Genomic DNA, 18,199 nt, shown 5'->3' with positions numbered 1-18,199 from the left:
CCCAGCCTACGAGGGTGCGGCAGTCGAGGATGGTCCCGGGTCGTGGACAGGGAGGTCGTCGTCCATCTCGAAGGGGCGAGGCAAGGGTGCGCGCCCCGCGAGACGGAACGTGCGCACCACCGGCGAGGCACGGATGTGGCGGATCTGCACCACGGCGTCATTGTGGAACCGGCGCGCCAGCTGCACCCGATACACGTGGTGAGCGAGCCTCGCGAGCAAGGCTGCGCCGTCTGGCTCCTGAGCCAGACGCACCTGATCGGCCTCGGTGCCGAGCGCGGCACGCAAGGCATGAGTGAGCTCGCTCTCGACGAGGCCACGCGACTCGGCGGCGGCCACGGAATGCTCCCCCACGGCATCCTCACCCACCAGGCGGTCCGATTCGACCGCGGCACGCCACCCGGCATCGGCGACCACCAGCGCCCCGGCAGGATCCAGCAACCCCGACTCCGCCAAGGCGATCGAGGCCTCGGCGCGGTGCACCAGCTGGGCCTCCAACGTGGCGCGCGAAGTCCCCTCACGCCGGTGCAGGCGATCCAGCCGTCGAGCCATGCTCACCAGCACCAGCGTGACCACCGCCAGGACGGCGATCACGATCAGTGCCACTTCCGCCGCGCTCACGGTGTATCTCCTCTGCCGAAGATCCGGCCGAGCATGCGGCGGCCCGCGCTCGGCGCCGACGGCTCCTCCGGCGACTGCTGCACCATCGCGTAGACGTCCAGAATTCGTGCGGCCACCTCGTCCCAGTCGAAGCGGATCACCGCCGACGCTGCGTACCGGCGGCGCGCGTCACGCTCGGTGACATCCTCGATCGCCCGGCAGACGGTATCCGCCAACGACTCGGAGTCGCCGGTGCTGAACAGGAAGCCGGACCCACCATCGTCGAGCACCCGGCGGAACGCGGACAGGTCGCTGGCCACGACCGTGGTCCCAGCGCTCATCGCCTCGACCAGCACGATGCCGAAACTCTCACCGCCCGTCTGCGGTGCCACATACACATCCACCGAAGCCAGCAATGCAGCCTTCTCCGCATCGGAGATGCCACCGAGACCTTCCACCGCCCCAGCATGCTCCCCCAGGCCGGCCAGCGCACCGTCGAGGTCACCGCGGCCAGCAACGAGGAATCGTGCTCCCGGATGCCGCTTCCGGATCTGCTCGACGGCACCGAGAAGCACCGGAAGCCCCTTGCGGGACTCGTCCAACCGCCCCAAGAAGGCGATCGTGGGCGCCTCGGGCGTCCCCTGCCAGGCCGGTTCTCGCGGAGCCCCGGCGAAGGTGCGCGTGTTCACACCGTTCGGGATCACCACGGCGTCTCCGCCCAGGTGCTCCACGACGGTCCGGCGCGCGTCCTCGGAGACCGCGATACGTGCGCTGATCCGCTCCAGCCCCGGACGGACCAGCGGGTAGGCGAGCTGCATCGCACGAGAGCGCTCCTGCGCCGAATGAAAGGTCGCTACCACCGGCACCTCCGCGAGCCGCAGAGCGATCAGTCCGACAGACGGCGCGAACGGCTCGTGAATGTGCAGCACATCGAAGTCACCGGCGGCGAGCCACCGTTGTGTGCGCGCAGCCGCCACCGGACCGAACGCCAACCGGGCGACCGACCCGTTGTAGCGGACCGGCACCGCCCCACCCACCGACTCCACGTACTCGGGCACCTCGGTGCCCTCCTCGGCGGGTGCGAGCACCGAGGCCGGGTGACCGTGCGCGATGAGCCGTTCGGCGAGGTCCCGGATGTGGAACTGCACGCCGCCCGGGGCATCGAAGGAGTACGGGCAGACCAGACCGACCTTCATCGAGTGTCACCGCCCGCCGCGCGGGCCCGAGCCAGCCGCTCCGGATCAAGATCAGTGGTGTACACCTTCTGCAGCATGTGCCAATCCTGCGGCACCCGTGCCAGCGCCGTGGCGTACCGGCTGAACCACTCCCTGGTGAACGCCGACACCCGCGCCTGGCTGTCCGGATACTCGGCGCGGTCCGGGGCGGCCACGTCCTCGAGGAAGTGGATGTGGATCCCCCAAGGACTGCGCGCCACCTTGCGCCGCGCTCCATACAGGCGTTCGTGGTGGATGAGCACAGGCACCAGGCGCAGGTTCCGGGCGAGCGCCAATGCCGCCGGACCGGGTGCGACCCGCACGGTGTGGTCACCCACCTCCACCTCCACGCCCGCGCTGGAGAGGTCCCGGTCCGCCAGCAGCGGCACCACCCCCGGACGCCGGGAGGCAGTGAGCAGACGACGGAACACACCGCCGCCACGGTCGAACGGGACGATCACCATCCCGAGGGACTCCCGGAATGCCACGAACTCGGCGAACAGCTCCTCCGGCTCGAGCCGTTCCGCCACTGTGACCACGGTGCCGAGGTGCCGGTTCGCCCAGGCCCCCGCAAGATCCCAGTTCCCCGCGTGCCCCAGGGCCAGCACCACCGTCTCACCGGCGCCCGTCTGCGCGGCGACGCGCTCGTGCCCGGTGGATCGCACCCGCGCGTCTACCTCTGTCTCGGACATGGCGGGCAGCTGGAACGCCTCGCAGTAATACCGCATGTACGCGCGCATGTTGGTACGGCTGAGCCTGCGCAGCCGGCGCCGGTCCATCCCCGGAACCAGACGATCGAGATTGCGCTCGAGCTGCACCACGCCGGGCACCCGCAGCGCGTGCGCCACGATCGCCACCGCATCGAAGATCCCGCGTGCAAGGGTGCCAGGCAACCGCGGCACCACTCGCCAGGCCAGGGCGAACAGTCGGGCAGGGTCCATCCGCTTCATCCGTGCTCTCCGGTCCCGGCGCGTCGGCTCTGCCGATGGACGGTCAGAATGCGTTGCACCACCGTGACCGCACTCGCCACGGCCAGCACGGCAAAGGTCACCACCAGCACGGCATCCGGAAGGCCGAGTCCGACGGCGAGGGTCGCCACCAGCGCCACGATGAGCCGGTCCGCCCGCTCAGCGATACCCACCTTGGCGGTGAATCCCAAGCCCTCCGCTCGTGCACGTACATAGGAGACGAGCATGCCGAGCACCAGGCAGGCCGTCCCGGCGGCCAGACCCGGCAGCTGCCAGGCGGGCGGGGCCGTCGTCACCAGGTACCAGCTGAGCCCGATGAAGACCGCAGCATCGGAGACCCGGTCCAGGGCCGAGTCGAGGAAAGCACCAAAATCGGACGTCTGTCCCCGTTCCCGCGCCATCAGCCCGTCCACCGAGTCCGTCAGGGCAAGCAGACCGATCACCACCGCACCGACGGCCAGGTGACCGGTCGGGAACAACCACAGGGCCGCCGTCACCACGCCGACGGCGCCCGCCACCGTGACCGCATTGGGGCTCACGCCGGCGCTCACCAGAGCGCGCGCCAACGGCCCGAACATCGCGTTCGTGAGGCCACGCCCGCGCCTGCCCAGCACCATCAGTGCCTCCCCCAATGCTCACTGAGCTCGCGACGGGTGTCCTCGAGCAGTTCCGGCAACGCCTTGGTACGCCCGACGATCGGGAGGAAGTTGGCGTCTCCCGACCACCGCGGCACCACGTGCTGGTGCGCGTGCGCAGCCACCCCGGCGCCCGCGATCACTCCAGCGTTCATCCCCAGGTTGAATCCGCTGGGGTTCTTCGCCCCGCGCAGGGTGCGCATCGCCGTCTCGGTCAGCTCGATGAGCTCCGTGCGTTCAGCCACCGACATCTCCACCAGGTCGGGCACGTGCCGGTAGGGGCAGATCAACAGGTGACCGGGGTTGTACGGGAACAGGTTCAGCACCACGTAGCTGTGCCGAGCGCGATGCACCACCAGCCCCTCCTCGTCCCCCCGCTCGGGGGCGGCGCAGAACGGGCATCCGGGACCCGGCCGGTCATCGGTGGGCTTGGACTCCCCCGCGATGTACGCCATCCGGTGCGGCGTCCAGAGGCGGTCGTACCCGTCCGGTGCACCGGGGAACGCGTCGGCGGCCTCCACCCTCAGACCTGCACGCGCTGCTCGATCGCATCCCGGACGAGCGCCACCGCCTCGGCCACCGGTACGCCATTGCGCTGGCTCCCGTCCCGGAACCGGAACGAGACGGCGCCGGCGTCGGCGTCCTCACCGCCGGCGATCAGCACGAACGGCACCTTCTGCTTGGTGGCGTTGCGGATCTTCTTGTTGAACCGGTCGTCGCTGAAGTCCGCTTCAGCCCGTACACCGGCAGCAGTGAGCTGTGCGACCACATCGGCGACGTAGTCGTCGAACACCTCAGCGACCGGGATCGCGGTGACCTGAACCGGGGCCAACCACGGCGGGAAGGCGCCCGCGTAGTGCTCCGTGAGCACCCCGAAGAAACGCTCGATGGAACCGAAGAGTGCGCGGTGGATCATCACCGGCCGCTGGCGGGAGCCGTCGCTGGAGGTGTACTCCAACTCGAACAGCTCCGGCTCGAAGAAGTCGAGCTGGATCGTGGACAGCTGCCAGGTGCGCCCGATCGCGTCCTTGGCCTGCACAGAGATCTTCGGACCGTAGAACGCGGCACCACCGGGGTCGGGGACCAGGTCCAGGCCCGAGGCCTCGGCCACCTCGGCGAGGGTGCGGGTGGCCTCCTCCCAGGTCTGCTCGTCTCCGACGCACTTGTCCGGGTTCCGGGTGGACAGCTCCAGGTAAAAGTCGTCCAGACCGTAGTCCTTGAGCAGGTCCAACACGAAGGTGAGCAGGGATCCCAGCTCGTCCTTCATCTGTTCCCGGGTGCAGTAGATATGCGCGTCGTCCTGGGTGAAACCACGAGCACGGGTGAGCCCGTGCACCACGCCAGACTTCTCGTACCGGTACACGTGCCCGAACTCGAACAGCCGTAGCGGCAGCTCCCGGTAGGACCGGCCACGGGAGCGGTAGACGAGGTTGTGCATCGGGCAGTTCATCGGCTTCAGGTAATAGTCGTGCCCGGCCTTGGTCACCGTGCCGTCGGCGTCGCGCTCCTCGTCCACCCGCATCGGCGGGTACATCCCGTCGGCGTACCACTCGAGGTGCTTGGAGGTCTCGAACAGGTGCCCCTTGGTCACGTGCGGGGTGGAGACGAAGGAGTACCCCGCCTCGACGTGCCGTCGGCGGGAGTAGTTCTCCATCTCCATCCGCACCATGGCACCCTTGGGATGGAAGACCGGCAGGCCGGAACCGATCTCCTCCGGGAACGAGAAGAGATCCAGCTCTGAACCGAGGCGGCGGTGGTCGCGACGTTCGGCCTCGGCGAGCCGCTCCAGGTGGGTGCGCAGATCGTCCTTGGTCGCCCACGCAGTGCCGTAGATCCGCTGCAGCTGCGGGTTCTTCTCGCTGCCCCGCCAGTACGCGGCCGCACTGCGCATCAGCTGGAAGCCGTTGCCGATCAGCTTGGTGCTGGGCAGGTGCGGGCCGCGGCAGAGGTCTTTCCAGGCGACAGAGCCGTCTCGACGCAAGTTGTCATAGATGGTCAGGTCACCGGCACCCACCTCGGCACCGGCACCCTCGGCCGCCGCGCTCGCATCGCTGCCGGAGCCCTTCAGGCCGATCAGCTCCAGCTTGTAGGGCTCCTCGGCGAGCTCGGTGCGTGCCTCGTCCTCGGTGACCACTCGACGGCGGAAAGTCTGGCCTTCCTTCACGATCCGGGCCATGGTCTTCTGCAGGGTCTTGAGGTCGTCCGGAGTGAACGGGGTCTCGACGTCGAAGTCGTAGTAGAAGCCGTCGGTGATGGGCGGACCGATCCCGAGCCGAGCACCGGAATCGAGGTGTTGCACGGCCTGCGCCAGGACGTGCGCGCACGAGTGCCGCAGGATGTCGAGCCCATCGGCGCTGTCCAGCCGGACGGCCTCGACAGCCTCGGCGCCGCTGATGTCGGCGTCCAGGTCCCGCAACTCACCGTCGACCCGGACAGCCACCACGTCCCGTTCGTTCCCGAAGAGGTCCGTGCCCGTGGTGCCCACCGGGACCGATCGCGGTGAGTCGTCGACACGGAGGGTGATCTCGGGCACGGGGAACTCCAGGATGGACATCAGATGGACGCTCCCGATCGTATCCACTCTTGGGCCGTGTCCTGGAACGCAATTCGGAGGCGGCGGCGCCGGCTCCCGCGAGTCGCACTCAGTTCGCCCGATCGAAGGGCTGGACCGGCACGCGAGGACAGGGCCGTCCCGACGCACGAAGAGCCCCGGTGCGTCGAGACGCTCCGGGGCTCTTCGTTGTGCTGGTGGGCGATACTGGGATCGAACCAGTGACCTCTTCCGTGTCAGGGAAGCGCGCTACCGCTGCGCCAATCGCCCGCGTGCGAGGTGGGTACGGGATTCGAACCCGTGTATACGGCTTTGCAGGCCGCTGCCTCGCCTCTCGGCCAACCCACCGGGTGACGACGTGAGACCCGCCGTCTCCAACATGGGCCACCGCCTCCGAGCGGATGACGGGACTCGAACCCGCGACCCTCACCTTGGCAAGGTGATGCTCTACCAACTGAGCCACATCCGCATGCATCCTTACGCACCTCGTGCGTTCGGTTGCGAATGAGACTTTAACCCACACAGTCGGAGACGTACAAATCGCACCGGGGTGGTTAGCGTGTGGTCCATGCCACAGCACCCCGACCGCAGCACCTCCGGGCTACCGGAGCGGTCCCCCGTAGGCGCGAGACATGCCGTGCCGTGGCCCGGGCGAGCGTGGTTTCGAGGAGTGCACGCCGACGGGGTCGCCGAGTACGCGAACCTCTCCCGTGAGCCCGACGCGCTGGCGCGCGGGGGCTGGTGGGCCGTGGTGGCCGAGTTCGAGGGTGACGTGCACGCATGGCGGTTCTCCGACGTCGTGCGATCCCCCCGGGTGGTGCGTGACGCGGGCACCTGGCGCGGTCCGGACTCGCGCACATGGACCTCCTCCATGGACCGCCCCGCGTACACGAACGCCGTTCGACGGGTGCGCGCCGCCATCCGCGAGGGCGAGGTCTACCAGGCCAACATCTGCCGTGTCCTCACCGCACCGTTGCCGGAGCGCCCGGACGCAGCCCCCTTGGCCGTGCGACTCGCGCACGGTAACCCCGCTCCCTACGCGGCACTGCTGGACATACCCGGCGGTGATGACCTCCCGGGTTCCTGGGTGGTCAGCGCCTCGCCCGAGCTGTCGGTCGAGGTCGTTGACGGCCACGTTCTCTCCGGTCCCATCAAGGGAACGGCCGCACACGAGGACGCCCTGCTCGAGAAGGACCGTGCCGAGAACGTCATGATCACGGATCTGGTGCGCAACGACCTCCAGCGGGTCTGCGCCCCTGGCACCGTGACCGTGACCGATCTGCTGCGCGCCGAGAAGCATCCCGGGCTGGTGCACCTGGTCTCACGGGTACGCGGAGAGCTCATGCGGGATCCGGCCCTCGACGCTACCGGATGGCCGGCGATCCTCGCGGCCACCCACCCGCCAGGCAGCGTCTCCGGAGCGCCGAAGTCCTCGGCGCTGCGCCTCATCAGCCAGCTCGAGACGGCCGCACGTGGGCCCTACTGCGGACAGATCGGATGGATCGACGCTGATCGCGGCACCGCCCGCCTGGCTGTGGGGATCCGCACGTTCTGGTGGTCCGCCGGCACCCTGGCCTTCGGCACCGGTGCCGGGATCACCTGGGGCAGCGACCCGGCCGGCGAATGGGCTGAGACCGAACTGAAGGCGGCTCGGCTGCTCGGTCTGGCAAGCAGGTGAACCGCCGTGTGCACGCGAGCCCTCGAAGCGGTGCTAGCATCGTCTACCGTCACACCGTGAGCGGTGAGACACCCGGGCGATTGGCTCAGCGGTAGAGCGCCTCGTTCACACCGAGGAGGTCACTGGTTCGAACCCAGTATCGCCCACCGGGGTCAGACGGCGTCGCCAGCATGGCGGCGCCGTAGGTTCATCTGCATCCCGACTCAGCGGACCTCGGTGTGCGCGCAGGCGCTCCATCGAGCGATCCGTTGTCGCGTTGCCGAGGGCATACCGGTTCGTGGACGTGCTCGTCACATGGCCGGCCGGGCCCCAGGAGCGTAGAAGAGTGCGCAGGGCAGCATCGCTGATTCTGCGTCCGTTGTGCCTGCTCAGGAGGACCACGTTGCCGTCAGCCGGCCCCCGTACGTCGAACCGATCCGGTCGGCGGACCTCGCGCGCCAACGACCCTGCGCCGATCCTGCCGATCCTGGCCCGGCGCGTCCGCGAGGTCGAAGCGAAGTCCGTCAAGGGCAAGGTCGGTCCCACCAACCGGATCAAGTTCCAGGTGATCGCCTTGCTGGTGCGCGAAGAGCGCGCCCGGATCAAGGCCGATGCGTCCCTGGGCAATGCGGCGCGCGCGGAGGTGCTCAAGCGGCTCGACGGTGTCGCCACCATCTTGGCGCGCACTGCCGCCCAGGACACCTCGCTGCTCACCCTGCTCGACCCGCAGGGCGAACCCTCCGCCGCTGCGCAGCGGATGCGCAACGAGTGGCTGATCGAGTCCGGGGTCGAGCTGAGCGAGGAAGAGCTCACCATCAAGTCACCGGTGCAGCGCAAGGCGACGGTGGTGCCGGACGAGCTGGCTGCCCGGCAGGTCGTGCCGACTCAGGTGCGCGCCCGCGTACGTGCGAACCCGTTCTTGGAGCCAGACCTGAGCAGCAGGGCTCCCGCCGAGGGCGCCGGCTATCTCTCCGGGTGGGACCTGATGGACCCGCTCTACCGGGCGTTCGAACAAGGCGCCGGTGGTGGTGCTGCCACGATGGCGCTGCCGGCAGCGCCCAAGCGCGACCTCTTCTCCCCCGCCGGTCTGGATCTGATGCCGCACCAGGCCCGGTTCCTCGAAGCCGTACGCCGCGGGCACCGCACCTTCCTCCTCGCTGACGAACCCGGTCTCGGGAAGACGGCGCAGTCGGTGCTGGCCGCTTCTGTGGCCCAGGCGTACCCGATGCTCGCCGTGGTTCCCAACGTGGTGAAGATCAACTGGGAACGTGAGGTGCAACGGTGGACCCCGCAGCGCCGCGTCACCGTGATCCATGGCGACGGACGTGATCTGGACGCCTTCGCCGACGTCTTCGTAGTGAACTACGCGGTGCTGGACCGGCACCTGGCCTGGCTGGCCACGCTCGGCTTCCGCTCGATGGTCGTGGACGAAGCCCATTTCATCAAGAACCTCACGTCGCAGCGTTCCCAGCACGTGCTCAACCTGTCCCGTCAGATCCGCGAGCGCAGTCCGGGCAACAACCCGCTCCTGATGGCGCTCACGGGGACCCCGCTGATCAACGACGTCGAGGACTTCAACGCCATCTGGCAGTTCCTCGGCTGGACCGATGGCCAGCAGCCCTCCCCTGCCCTGACCCGCAGGCTCGAGGCCACCGGTCAGACGCCGGCAGACCGCGGCTTCTATCCCGAGGCCAGGACCGCCGTCATCGATCTGGGCATCGTGCGCCGCACCAAGACCGATGTGGCCAAGGACCTCCCCGCCAAGCGGGTGGCCGACCTTCCAGTCGAGCTGGACAATGAGGTCGGTAAGTCGATCCGTGCCGCGGAACGCGAGTTGGCACAGCGGCTCGTCACCCGCTACCGGCGCCTCCTGGAGTCCCGTACCGGTGGGTACGACCCGAACGCCGGGCCGGACCTCGAGCTCATGCGCCGGGTGGCACGGGCCGAGATGGAGTCCAGTTCGCCCACGGCCGACGGCGAGAACGTCTTCACGATGGTGCGCCGAATCGGACAGGCGAAGGCGGCAGTGGCTGCCGACTATGCCGCCCAGCTCGTGCACTCGGTGGGCAAGGTGGTCTTCTTCGCCAAGCACCTCGATGTGATGGACACCGCAGAGCGGGTGCTCGGCGAGGCAGGCTTGCGGACGGTCTCCATCCGTGGCGACCAGTCCGCACGAGCTCGCCAGTCGGCGATCGATGCGTTCCAGAAGGACCCCGAAGTCTCCGTCGCGGTCTGTTCGCTCCTCGCCGCGGGCGTCGGCCTCAACCTGCACGCGGCCTCGAACGTGGTGCTCGCGGAACTGTCCTGGACCGCCGCCGAGCAGGAGCAGGCGATCGACCGCGTGCACCGGATCGGTCAGGAGGAGCCGGTGACGGCGTGGCGGATCCTGGCCGCGCACACGATCGACACCAAGATCGCCGAACTGATCGACTCCAAGCAGAGCCTGGCTGCCCGCGCGCTCGACGGCACCGACACCGAGATTGTCTCCAGCGAGACGGTGCAGGTGGACGCGCTCGTGCACCTGATGCTCTCCGCTTTGTAACATCTGCCGGGCCCGCGCCGAGCACCTGCGGCATAACGTGGGCCCATGAGCGAGAAGAAGCCCCGACCGACCCGCCGGTTCGCCCTGGTGGGCCTGCTCGCCGGCGCATTGTTCTTCGCTGTGGGCTGGCTGCTGGCCGTGCTGCTCGATCCCCCGGCCGCACCGCATGCCGCCCTCGGAGCGACCGTCGTCGACCTCACTCCGCCATGGCTGAAGGATTTCGCTGTGGAGACCTTCGGGACGAACGACAAGGTGGCGCTGTTCGTCGTGATGGGGATCGTTTCCTCCGGTCTGGCCGCGCTCGCGGGGCTGCTGGCCGGACGCCGTCGTGGCCTCGGGGTGGGCGCGGTGCTCGCCCTCGCTGCGCTGTGTGCTCTCGCGGCCGCTGGCCGTCCGGACACGGGCACGTACGCCATCGTGCCCGCAGTGGTTGCGGCCGCCGCCGGCATCGGGGCGCTCGAACTGCTGCTACGCCGTGCCCGGCCGAGCGACGCCCCGGCAGGCTCCGGCACTGATCGGCGCCGCTTCGTCGGAGCAGCGGTCGGCATCGGCGCCGGTGCTGCGATCGCCGCCGGCGTGGGCTCGATCGTTGCCCGCACGCGCACCTCGGTGGAATCCGCTCGCGCCGACCTCGCATTGCCCGAACCCACCGAGACGGCGAGCAGCGCTGCCGACGAGCTCGACCTCACCGGGACACAGGTCGAACTGGACGGAATGCCGGAGTACGTCACCCCGAACGACAACTTTTACCGGATCGACACCGCGCTGTCGGTGCCACAGATCGACCCGTCGGAGTGGCAGTTGCGCGTGCACGGACTGGTCGATCAGGAGATCACGCTCAGCTACGACGAGCTGGCGGACGCGGCGCTCACCGAGGCCATGGTGACGTTGACCTGCGTCTCCAACCCGATCGGAGGGAGCCTGGCCGGGAATGCGACCTGGCTGGGACTGCCGATCCGAGACATTCTGGCCCGGGCCGGTGTCCAGGATTCGGCCGACATGGTGCTCTCCCGCAGCGCGGACGGGTGGACCGCGGGCACGCCGTTGGAGGCGCTCACCGACGATCGTGACTCCCTGCTCGCGATCGGCATGAACGGGGAACCATTGCCGGTCGAGCACGGGTTCCCGGTGCGGATGGTGGTGCCCGGTCTGTACGGCTACGTCTCGGCGACCAAGTGGGTCACCGAGCTGAAGGTCACTCGATTCGCCGATGACGAGGCGTACTGGACACCGCGGGGCTGGTCCGAGCGGGGTCCGGTGAAGACCGCCTCGCGCGTGGACGTTCCGCAGTCCGGTGCCACCGTGGCGGCGGGTGAGGTGCGTCTCGGCGGAACGGCCTGGGCGCAGCACCGCGGTATCACCCGCGTGCAGGTGCAGATCGACGATGGGCAGTGGCAGGATGCCGAGCTCGCATCCACGGTCTCCACCGATACCTGGCGGCAGTGGTCCTTCACCTGGGCCGATGCCAGTCCGGGGCGACACGCGGTCCGGTGCCGTGCATGGGACGACGAGGACGTGCAGACCGCGGAGACTGCAGCCCCAGCTCCCAACGGGGCATCCGGCTACCACGTGATCTCGCTCGAGGTGGAGTGACGCGTCCCACCGTCACGAGCATCGGACCTTGCCACCAGCGGCGCCAAGCGTGGCAGTCTGTGACCATGCAGACTTGGCCCGGACATGCCTACCCGCTAGGCGCCACCTTCAACGGCACCGGCACCAACTTCGCGCTCTACTCCGGCGTCGCCGAGCGAGTTCAGTTGTGCCTCATCGACGACGACGGCGCCGAGCAGCGTATCGATGTCACCGAGGTGGATGCCTCGGTGTGGCACATCTACCTGCCGGAGATCCGCCCCGGACAGCGCTACGGCTACCGCGTGCACGGCCCGCACGACGTGAGCGAGGGGCACCGGTGCAACCGCTCGAAGCTGCTGCTCGATCCGTACGCGAAGGCGATCGACGGACAGATCGACGGGCACGAATCGCTGTACTCCTACCACTTCGGTGACGACTCGGGCGAGCTGAACACCCTCGACTCCGCCGGTCACACGATGACCTCGGTGGTGACGAACCCGTTCTTCGACTGGGGGCATGATCACCCTCCGGAGACCGAGTACCACGAGAGCGTCATCTATGAGGCGCACGTGCGAGGCATGACGATGCAGCACCCGGAGGTGCCCGAAGACATCCGTGGCACCTACGCGGGGATGGCGCACCCCGCCGTGATCGCCCACCTGGTGGACCTGGGGGTGACTGCCCTGGAGCTGATGCCGGTGCATCAGTTCGTCCAGGACCCACCCTTGATCGAGCGTGGCCTGACGAACTACTGGGGCTACAACACCGTCGGATTCTTCGCCCCGCACAACGCCTATTCGGCGTGGGGCTCCCGCGGGGAGCAGGTGCTCGAGTTCAAGAGCCTGGTCAAGGCGATGCACGCCGCCGGCATCGAAGTGATTCTCGACGTGGTCTACAACCACACAGCCGAGGGCAACCACATGGGTCCCACGCTCTCCCTGCGCGGGTTGGACAACGCCTCGTACTACCGGCTCGTCGACGAGGACAAGGCGCACTATTTCGACACCACCGGGACCGGGAACTCGCTGCTGATGCGGTCTCCGCACGTGCTGCAGCTGATCATGGACTCGCTGCGGTACTGGATCACCGAGATGCACGTGGACGGTTTCCGGTTCGATCTGGCCGCCACGCTGGCGCGGCAGTTCCACGAGGTGGACCGGTTGTCGTCGTTCTTCGACATCATTCAGCAGGACCCGGTGATCTCTCAGGTCAAGCTGATCGCTGAGCCATGGGACCTCGGGTCAGGTGGCTACCAGGTGGGCGGGTTCCCACCGCTGTGGACGGAGTGGAACGGCAAGTACCGCGATACCGTCCGTGACTTCTGGCGTGGCGAACCCTCCACGCTGGGTGAGTTCGCCAGCCGGTTGACCGGGTCCTCCGACCTGTACGAGCAGACTGGCCGGACACCCATCGCGTCCATCAACTTCGTCACCGCGCACGACGGCTTCACGCTGCGCGATCTCGTCTCTTACAACGAGAAGCACAATGCGGCCAATGGCGAGGACAACCGCGATGGCGAGAGCCACAACCGGTCGTGGAACTGCGGTACCGAGGGACCCACCGAGGACCTGGATATCCGCGCCCTGCGCTCTCGCCAGCAACGCAACTTCCTCACCACGCTGATGCTCTCCCAGGGCGTACCGATGCTCGCGCACGGCGATGAGCTCAGTCGCACCCAGGGCGGGAACAACAACACCTACGCCCAGGACAACCCGACCAGCTGGATCGACTGGGACCTCGACGCCGACGCGCAGAGCCTGCTCGACTTCACCCGTGCCCTGATCGCGTTCCGCCGGGACCACCCCGTGCTGCGACGTCGTCGCTTCTTCAACGGTTCCACCTCGGCTGCCAACGGCCTGCCCGAGCTGCCGGACATCGCCTGGTTCGACCCGAGCGGTGCGCTGATGGACTCCCAGGCGTGGAACACCGCCTACGCCCGCTCGCTCGGAGTTTTCCTCAACGGTGAGGCGATCGAGGCACCGGATGCTCGTGGCCGTCCGGTGGTCGACGACTCGCTCCTGGTGCTCATCAACGCAGACGGGCAGGATCTGGACTTCACGCTGCCGGACTCCTCCTACGGCCAGACCTGGAGCCCAGTGCTGAGCACGGATACCGCCCAGGACCTGGAGGCCGAGCTCGCCCCTGAGGCAGCCGTGACAGTGACCGGGCGCAGCATCGTGATCCTCGCCCGGCCCGCCACCGAGGCGAGCCGGGACGGCGCGGACAGCACGGACCACTCCTCATGACCCGCCGCGTGCCCGTCTCCACCTATCGTCTCCAGCTCGGCGCTGATCTGACCTTCGACGACGCGGCTGCTCTGACCGGTGAACTCGCCCGCCGTGGTGTGACCGACCTCTACCTCTCCCCCATCCTGGCCGCGGCGCCCGGATCCACCCACGGCTACGACGTGGTGGATCACTCCCGGATCAGTGAGGTGCTGGGTGGGCGCGACGGCTTCGAGCGCCTCGTGGGGGCCGCTCGGGAGCATTCCTTGGGCATCGTCGTGGACGTGGTCCCCAACCACATGGCGGTCCCCACCCCGGCCAGTCACAACGCCCAGCTGTGGTCCCTACTCGAGCACGGTCCCGACTCACCCGTCGCCGACTGGTTCGACGTGGACTTCTCCGACGACGCTCAGGTGCTGATGCCGATCCTCGGCCGGCGGGTGGGTGCAGCCATGGCAGCCGGTGAGATCACCGTGCAGACGCTGGACGATCCGGAGAATCGGATCACCCCGGACCGTCCGGTGCTGTGCTACTACGAGCACCGGTTCCCGATCCGTGCCGGTACCGAGCACCTTCCGTTGGCCGAACTGCTGCAGCGTCAGCACTACCGGCTGGCCTACTGGCGGGTGGCGAACGAAGAGCTGAACTACCGCCGGTTCTTCGATGTCGGCTCCCTCGTGGCGATCCGGGTGGAACGCCCGGAGGTGTTCGAGGCGACGCACGCGCTGGTCCTCGAACTGATGGACGCCGGGCTGGTGGACGGACTGCGGATCGACCATCCGGACGGACTCGCCGACCCGCGCCAGTATCTGCAGCGGCTCCATGAGCGCACCGGCGGCGCCTGGACCGTCGCGGAGAAGATCCTGGAACCGGACGAGGAGCTCCCACCGGACTGGCCGGTGGCGGGCACCACCGGATATGACGTGGCCTGGCGAATCAACCAGGTGCTCACCGATCCGGCCGGTGGCCCACCGCTCGGAGCCCTGATGACCGAGCTCACCTCTGACGTCGTGGGGACGCTGCCGGCGGTCGTGGCTGCAGCGAAGCGAGAGATCGCCACCGGTTCGCTGTACGCCGAGGTGCACCGGTTGTCGACGCTGCTCGCCGAGCTGTGCGACGACGATGTCCGTCTCCGGGACCACACCTTGCGCGCGATCACCGATTGCGTGACGGAACTGGTCGTGGCGTGTGAGCGCTATCGGGCCTACGTGGTGCCCGATCACCCGCTCGCTCCGGAGGCCGCCGCCCTGGTCCAGCGGTGGGCGGCCGAGGCAGCCGAACACCTCGAACCGGAGCGGTTGGAGACCCTCGAGGTGGTCACCGACCTCGTCCTCGGGCGCGAGGTGGGCAGCGCCGGCCGACAGCACGAGGCGCGCCGGGACGAAGTGATCGTCCGATTCCAGCAGGTGTGCGGCGCCGTGATGGCCAAGGGTGTCGAGGACACCGCGTTCTACCGGTGGACCCATCTCACCTCGCTGTGCGAGGTGGGCGGAAGCCCGCACCGGTTCGCCGTCGGTCCGGACACCCTGCACGCCTGGGCATCGCGCGCTCAGCAGCACCACCCGCACACCCTGACCGCCGCCAGCACGCACGACGCCAAGCGCGGTGAGGACGTGCGCGCCCGGGTCGGGGTGCTCTCCGAGTTGGGTGAAGCCTGGGTGCAGCACGTGCGCGCCCTGCGGACCGCCACCGAGGAGATCCGGCCCGCCGACCTGGACGGTCGCACCGAGAACCTGCTCTGGCAGACCCTGGCCGGCACGTGGACCGAGGACGGACCGTTGAGCGCCGACCGGCTCGCGGACTACCTCGTCAAGGCGTCCCGCGAAGCCAAGCAGTGGACGGCGTGGACGGCGCCGGACCTGGACCGGGAGGCGGCGCTGGAGCGGTTCGTTGCCGCGTTGGTGACCCATTCTGACGTGCACGCGTTGATGGGTGCGTGGGTGGAACGCACGCGGGAGCCGGTCCGTGTGACGACGCTCGCCGCGAAGGCCCTGCAGCTGACCCTGCCCGGCGTCGCCGACGTCTACCAAGGGACGGAAACCACCACGGTGGGGCTGGTGGACCCGGACAACCGACGACCGGTGGACCATGCCCGGATCTCGGCGATGCTGGATCGCCTCGACGCCGGAGCGGGACCGCAGAACCTTGCCGAAGAGAAGCTCCGGCTCACGACCGCCCTGCTGCGGCTGCGTCGACGGCGTTCGGACGCCTTCGTCGGCCCTGACGCGGCCCATCACGCCCTGCCCACCTCCACCACGCACGCCATCGCCTTCGCCCGGTCCGCTGGGGATGAGCACGCCGTCGTGACGGTGGCGACCCGACTGTCGGTGGTGCTGCGCGCAATCGGTGGATGGGGTGAGCACTCGGTGGTGCTGCCCGCCGGACGCTGGCGGGACGTGCTCACCGGGCACGTCACCGACGGCGGGGACACTCCGCTCGCGTCGCTGCTGGCCGCCTCACCGGTCGTCGTCCTGGAGCGGGCCGACGCATGATCGGTGTCTGGGCCCCCAGGGCGGGGCAGGTGGAGATCGAGATCGCCGGCCGTCGGGAACAGCTCACTGCGATCCAGGACGGCTGGTGGGACCTCGGACGGACCGTCGCCGCGGGGACCGACTATGCCTTCGTCCTCGACGGTGCCGGGCCGTACCCGGACCCACGGAGCCCGTGGCAACCGGAGGGAGTGCACGGCTCGAGCCGCACCTTCGACGTGACCGCGTACCACTGGCGGGACGATGCGTGGCCAGGGCGAGACGTGCGCGGGGCGGTGCTGTATGAGCTGCACGTGGGCACTTTCACCGCGGCCGGGACGTTCGACGCGGCCACCGAGCACCTGGACTACCTGCACGATCTCGGGGTGCAGATGATCCAACTGATGCCGGTCGCGGCCTTCCCCGGGACGTACGGATGGGGGTATGACGGCGTGGGACTGTACGCCGTCCACGAACCCTACGGCGGCCCGGCGGCACTGCAACGATTCGTCGACGCTGCGCACACCCGTGGGATCGCGGTCAGTCTCGACGTGGTCTACAACCATCTCGGACCGTCCGGGAACTATCTGGGCCTCTACGGGCCGTACTTCACCGATACGCACAGCACCCCGTGGGGCGATGCGGTGAATCTGGACGGACCAGGCAGCCCCGCCGTGCGCAGGTTCATCGTGGACAACGCGGTCCGCTGGCTGCGGGACTTCCACCTGGACGCCCTCCGGTTGGACGCTGTCCATGCGCTCATCGACACCTCACCCCGGCACCTGCTCGCCGAGCTGGCGGACGCCGTGGAGCAGCTGGCCGACGAGGTCGGGCGCCCCCTCTCCCTGATCGCCGAGTCCGATCTCAACGACGCCGCGATGGTCACCCCCACCTCAGCCGGCGGGCTGGGGATGACCGCCCAGTGGGCAGATGACGTGCACCACGCCTTGCATGCCTACGTCAGCGGGGAGCGGCACGGCTACTACGTCGACTTCGGCTCCCCCGAGACCGTGGAGACCGCGCTGGAGCGCGTGTTCGTGCACGACGGGTGCTATTCGACCTTCCGTGGGAAGGACTGGGGCGCCCCGGTGCCCGAGCACATCGACGGCCACCGGTTCGTGGTCTTCACCAGCAACCATGACCAGGTGGGCAACCGGGGCCGCGGGGATCGCCCGGCCGCGACCCTGACCGACGCCCAGATCGCGGCTTCGGCGGCGCTGCTGCTCGGTGGGCCCGGCTCCCCGATGCTGTTCATGGGTGAGGAGTGGGCTGCCTCTACCCCGTGGTTCTACTTCACCGACCATGCCGAGCCGGAGCTGGCGGAGGCGATCCGTGCCGGACGTGCCCGGGAGTTCGCCGATCACGGCTGGGAGGCGATCTACGGACCGGGGGTGCAGGCGCCGGACCCGCAGGCACCCGAGACAGTGGCCGCGAGCGTGCTGCAGTGGAACGAGCGGGACACCGGCCGGCACCGCGCTCTCGCGGACTTCTACCGGGCGCTGATCTGGTTGCGCAGGGAATCGGCGGACCTGTCCAGCCCAGATCGGCGGGACACCCACGTCACGGCCACCGCTGAGTGGGTGCTTATGCAACGCGGCACCGTGTCGGTGGCGGTGAACGTCGCCACCGAACCACAGCGCATCCCACTGCCGGGTGCGCAGGAACTGGACGTGCTGCTCGCCTGGGACCCGCCGACCGAACGGGACGGCGAGGGACTGCTGCTCCCGCCGGGAGCCGCCATCCTCGCCCGGTGACGCCGTTCAGTCGTGC

The 18,199-nt window shown here is 68.9% G+C and carries 12 protein-coding genes and 4 tRNA genes; 7 read left to right on the top strand and 9 right to left on the bottom strand.

Annotation, left to right across the window (positions count from 1 at the left end):
• Window positions 1-6 precede the first annotated feature (6 nt).
• The 9 genes from BLU77_RS06930 to BLU77_RS06890 form a co-directional block, all read right to left on the bottom strand.
• Complete coding sequence (locus BLU77_RS06930; protein WP_089772265.1) at window positions 7-618, bottom strand: hypothetical protein; 612 nt, start codon at window positions 616-618, stop codon at window positions 7-9.
• Window positions 615-1,793: a glycosyltransferase family 4 protein gene (locus BLU77_RS06925; protein ID WP_089772264.1), complete on the bottom strand. Its 1,179-nt coding sequence runs from the start codon at window positions 1,791-1,793 to the stop codon at window positions 615-617. The genes BLU77_RS06930 and BLU77_RS06925 overlap by 4 nt, the downstream gene beginning before the upstream one ends.
• Window positions 1,790-2,752, bottom strand: coding sequence for a phosphatidylinositol mannoside acyltransferase (locus BLU77_RS06920; RefSeq protein ID WP_245708704.1), 963 nt, complete (start codon window positions 2,750-2,752; stop codon window positions 1,790-1,792). Before BLU77_RS06920 ends, BLU77_RS06925 begins: the two co-directional genes overlap by 4 nt.
• Before the next feature lie 5 nt (window positions 2,753-2,757).
• A complete protein-coding gene (gene pgsA / locus BLU77_RS06915) occupies window positions 2,758-3,396 on the bottom strand; it encodes a phosphatidylinositol phosphate synthase (protein ID WP_175476964.1) in 639 nt (212 codons plus the stop codon).
• Window positions 3,396-3,941, bottom strand: a complete 546-nt coding sequence (locus tag BLU77_RS06910; RefSeq protein WP_245708789.1) for an HIT family protein — start codon at window positions 3,939-3,941, stop codon at window positions 3,396-3,398. The genes pgsA and BLU77_RS06910 overlap by 1 nt, the downstream gene beginning before the upstream one ends.
• Window positions 3,938-5,968 carry a threonine--tRNA ligase gene (thrS, locus tag BLU77_RS06905; protein WP_425441209.1) on the bottom strand — a complete coding sequence of 677 codons (2,031 nt, stop codon included), beginning with the start codon at window positions 5,966-5,968 and terminating at the stop codon, window positions 3,938-3,940. The genes BLU77_RS06910 and thrS overlap by 4 nt, the downstream gene beginning before the upstream one ends.
• Before the next feature lie 192 nt (window positions 5,969-6,160).
• Window positions 6,161-6,235 (bottom strand) — tRNA-Val (locus BLU77_RS06900).
• Between the two features lie 7 nt (window positions 6,236-6,242).
• Window positions 6,243-6,313: transfer RNA gene (locus BLU77_RS06895), tRNA-Cys, on the bottom strand.
• Window positions 6,314-6,361: 48 nt separating this feature from the next.
• Window positions 6,362-6,434: transfer RNA gene (locus BLU77_RS06890), tRNA-Gly, on the bottom strand.
• Between the two features lie 99 nt (window positions 6,435-6,533).
• Between BLU77_RS06890 and BLU77_RS06885 the strand changes: the two genes are divergently transcribed.
• From BLU77_RS06885 to treZ, 7 genes are all read left to right on the top strand, one after another.
• Window positions 6,534-7,643, top strand: a complete 1,110-nt coding sequence (locus BLU77_RS06885) for a chorismate-binding protein (RefSeq protein ID WP_089772262.1) — start codon at window positions 6,534-6,536, stop codon at window positions 7,641-7,643.
• 74 nt (window positions 7,644-7,717) lie between these two features.
• A tRNA-Val gene (locus BLU77_RS06880) sits at window positions 7,718-7,789 on the top strand.
• A 236-nt stretch (window positions 7,790-8,025) separates the two neighbouring features.
• Window positions 8,026-10,164 carry a DEAD/DEAH box helicase gene (locus tag BLU77_RS06875; protein WP_089772261.1) on the top strand — a complete coding sequence of 713 codons (2,139 nt, stop codon included), beginning with the start codon at window positions 8,026-8,028 and terminating at the stop codon, window positions 10,162-10,164.
• Between the two features lie 45 nt (window positions 10,165-10,209).
• The gene (locus tag BLU77_RS06870) at window positions 10,210-11,757 is read left to right on the top strand and encodes a molybdopterin-dependent oxidoreductase (protein WP_089772260.1); all 1,548 of its coding nucleotides are present in this window, start codon (window positions 10,210-10,212) and stop codon (window positions 11,755-11,757) included.
• A gap of 65 nt (window positions 11,758-11,822) precedes the next feature.
• Window positions 11,823-13,982, top strand: a complete 2,160-nt coding sequence (gene glgX, locus BLU77_RS06865) for a glycogen debranching protein GlgX (protein WP_089773044.1) — start codon at window positions 11,823-11,825, stop codon at window positions 13,980-13,982.
• Window positions 13,979-16,453, top strand: coding sequence for a malto-oligosyltrehalose synthase (gene treY / locus BLU77_RS06860; protein WP_089772259.1), 2,475 nt, complete (start codon window positions 13,979-13,981; stop codon window positions 16,451-16,453). Before glgX ends, treY begins: the two co-directional genes overlap by 4 nt.
• Window positions 16,450-18,183, top strand: coding sequence for a malto-oligosyltrehalose trehalohydrolase (gene treZ / locus BLU77_RS06855; RefSeq protein WP_089772258.1), 1,734 nt, complete (start codon window positions 16,450-16,452; stop codon window positions 18,181-18,183). The genes treY and treZ overlap by 4 nt, the downstream gene beginning before the upstream one ends.
• The last annotated feature ends 16 nt before the right edge of the window (window positions 18,184-18,199 follow it).

It is taken from the genome of Ruania alba, assembly GCF_900105765.1.
GTDB lineage: Bacteria > Actinomycetota > Actinomycetes > Actinomycetales > Beutenbergiaceae > Ruania > Ruania alba.
The sequence above is the reverse complement of the archived record's forward strand: the minus strand, read 5'-3'. Positions and strand labels throughout refer to the sequence as shown.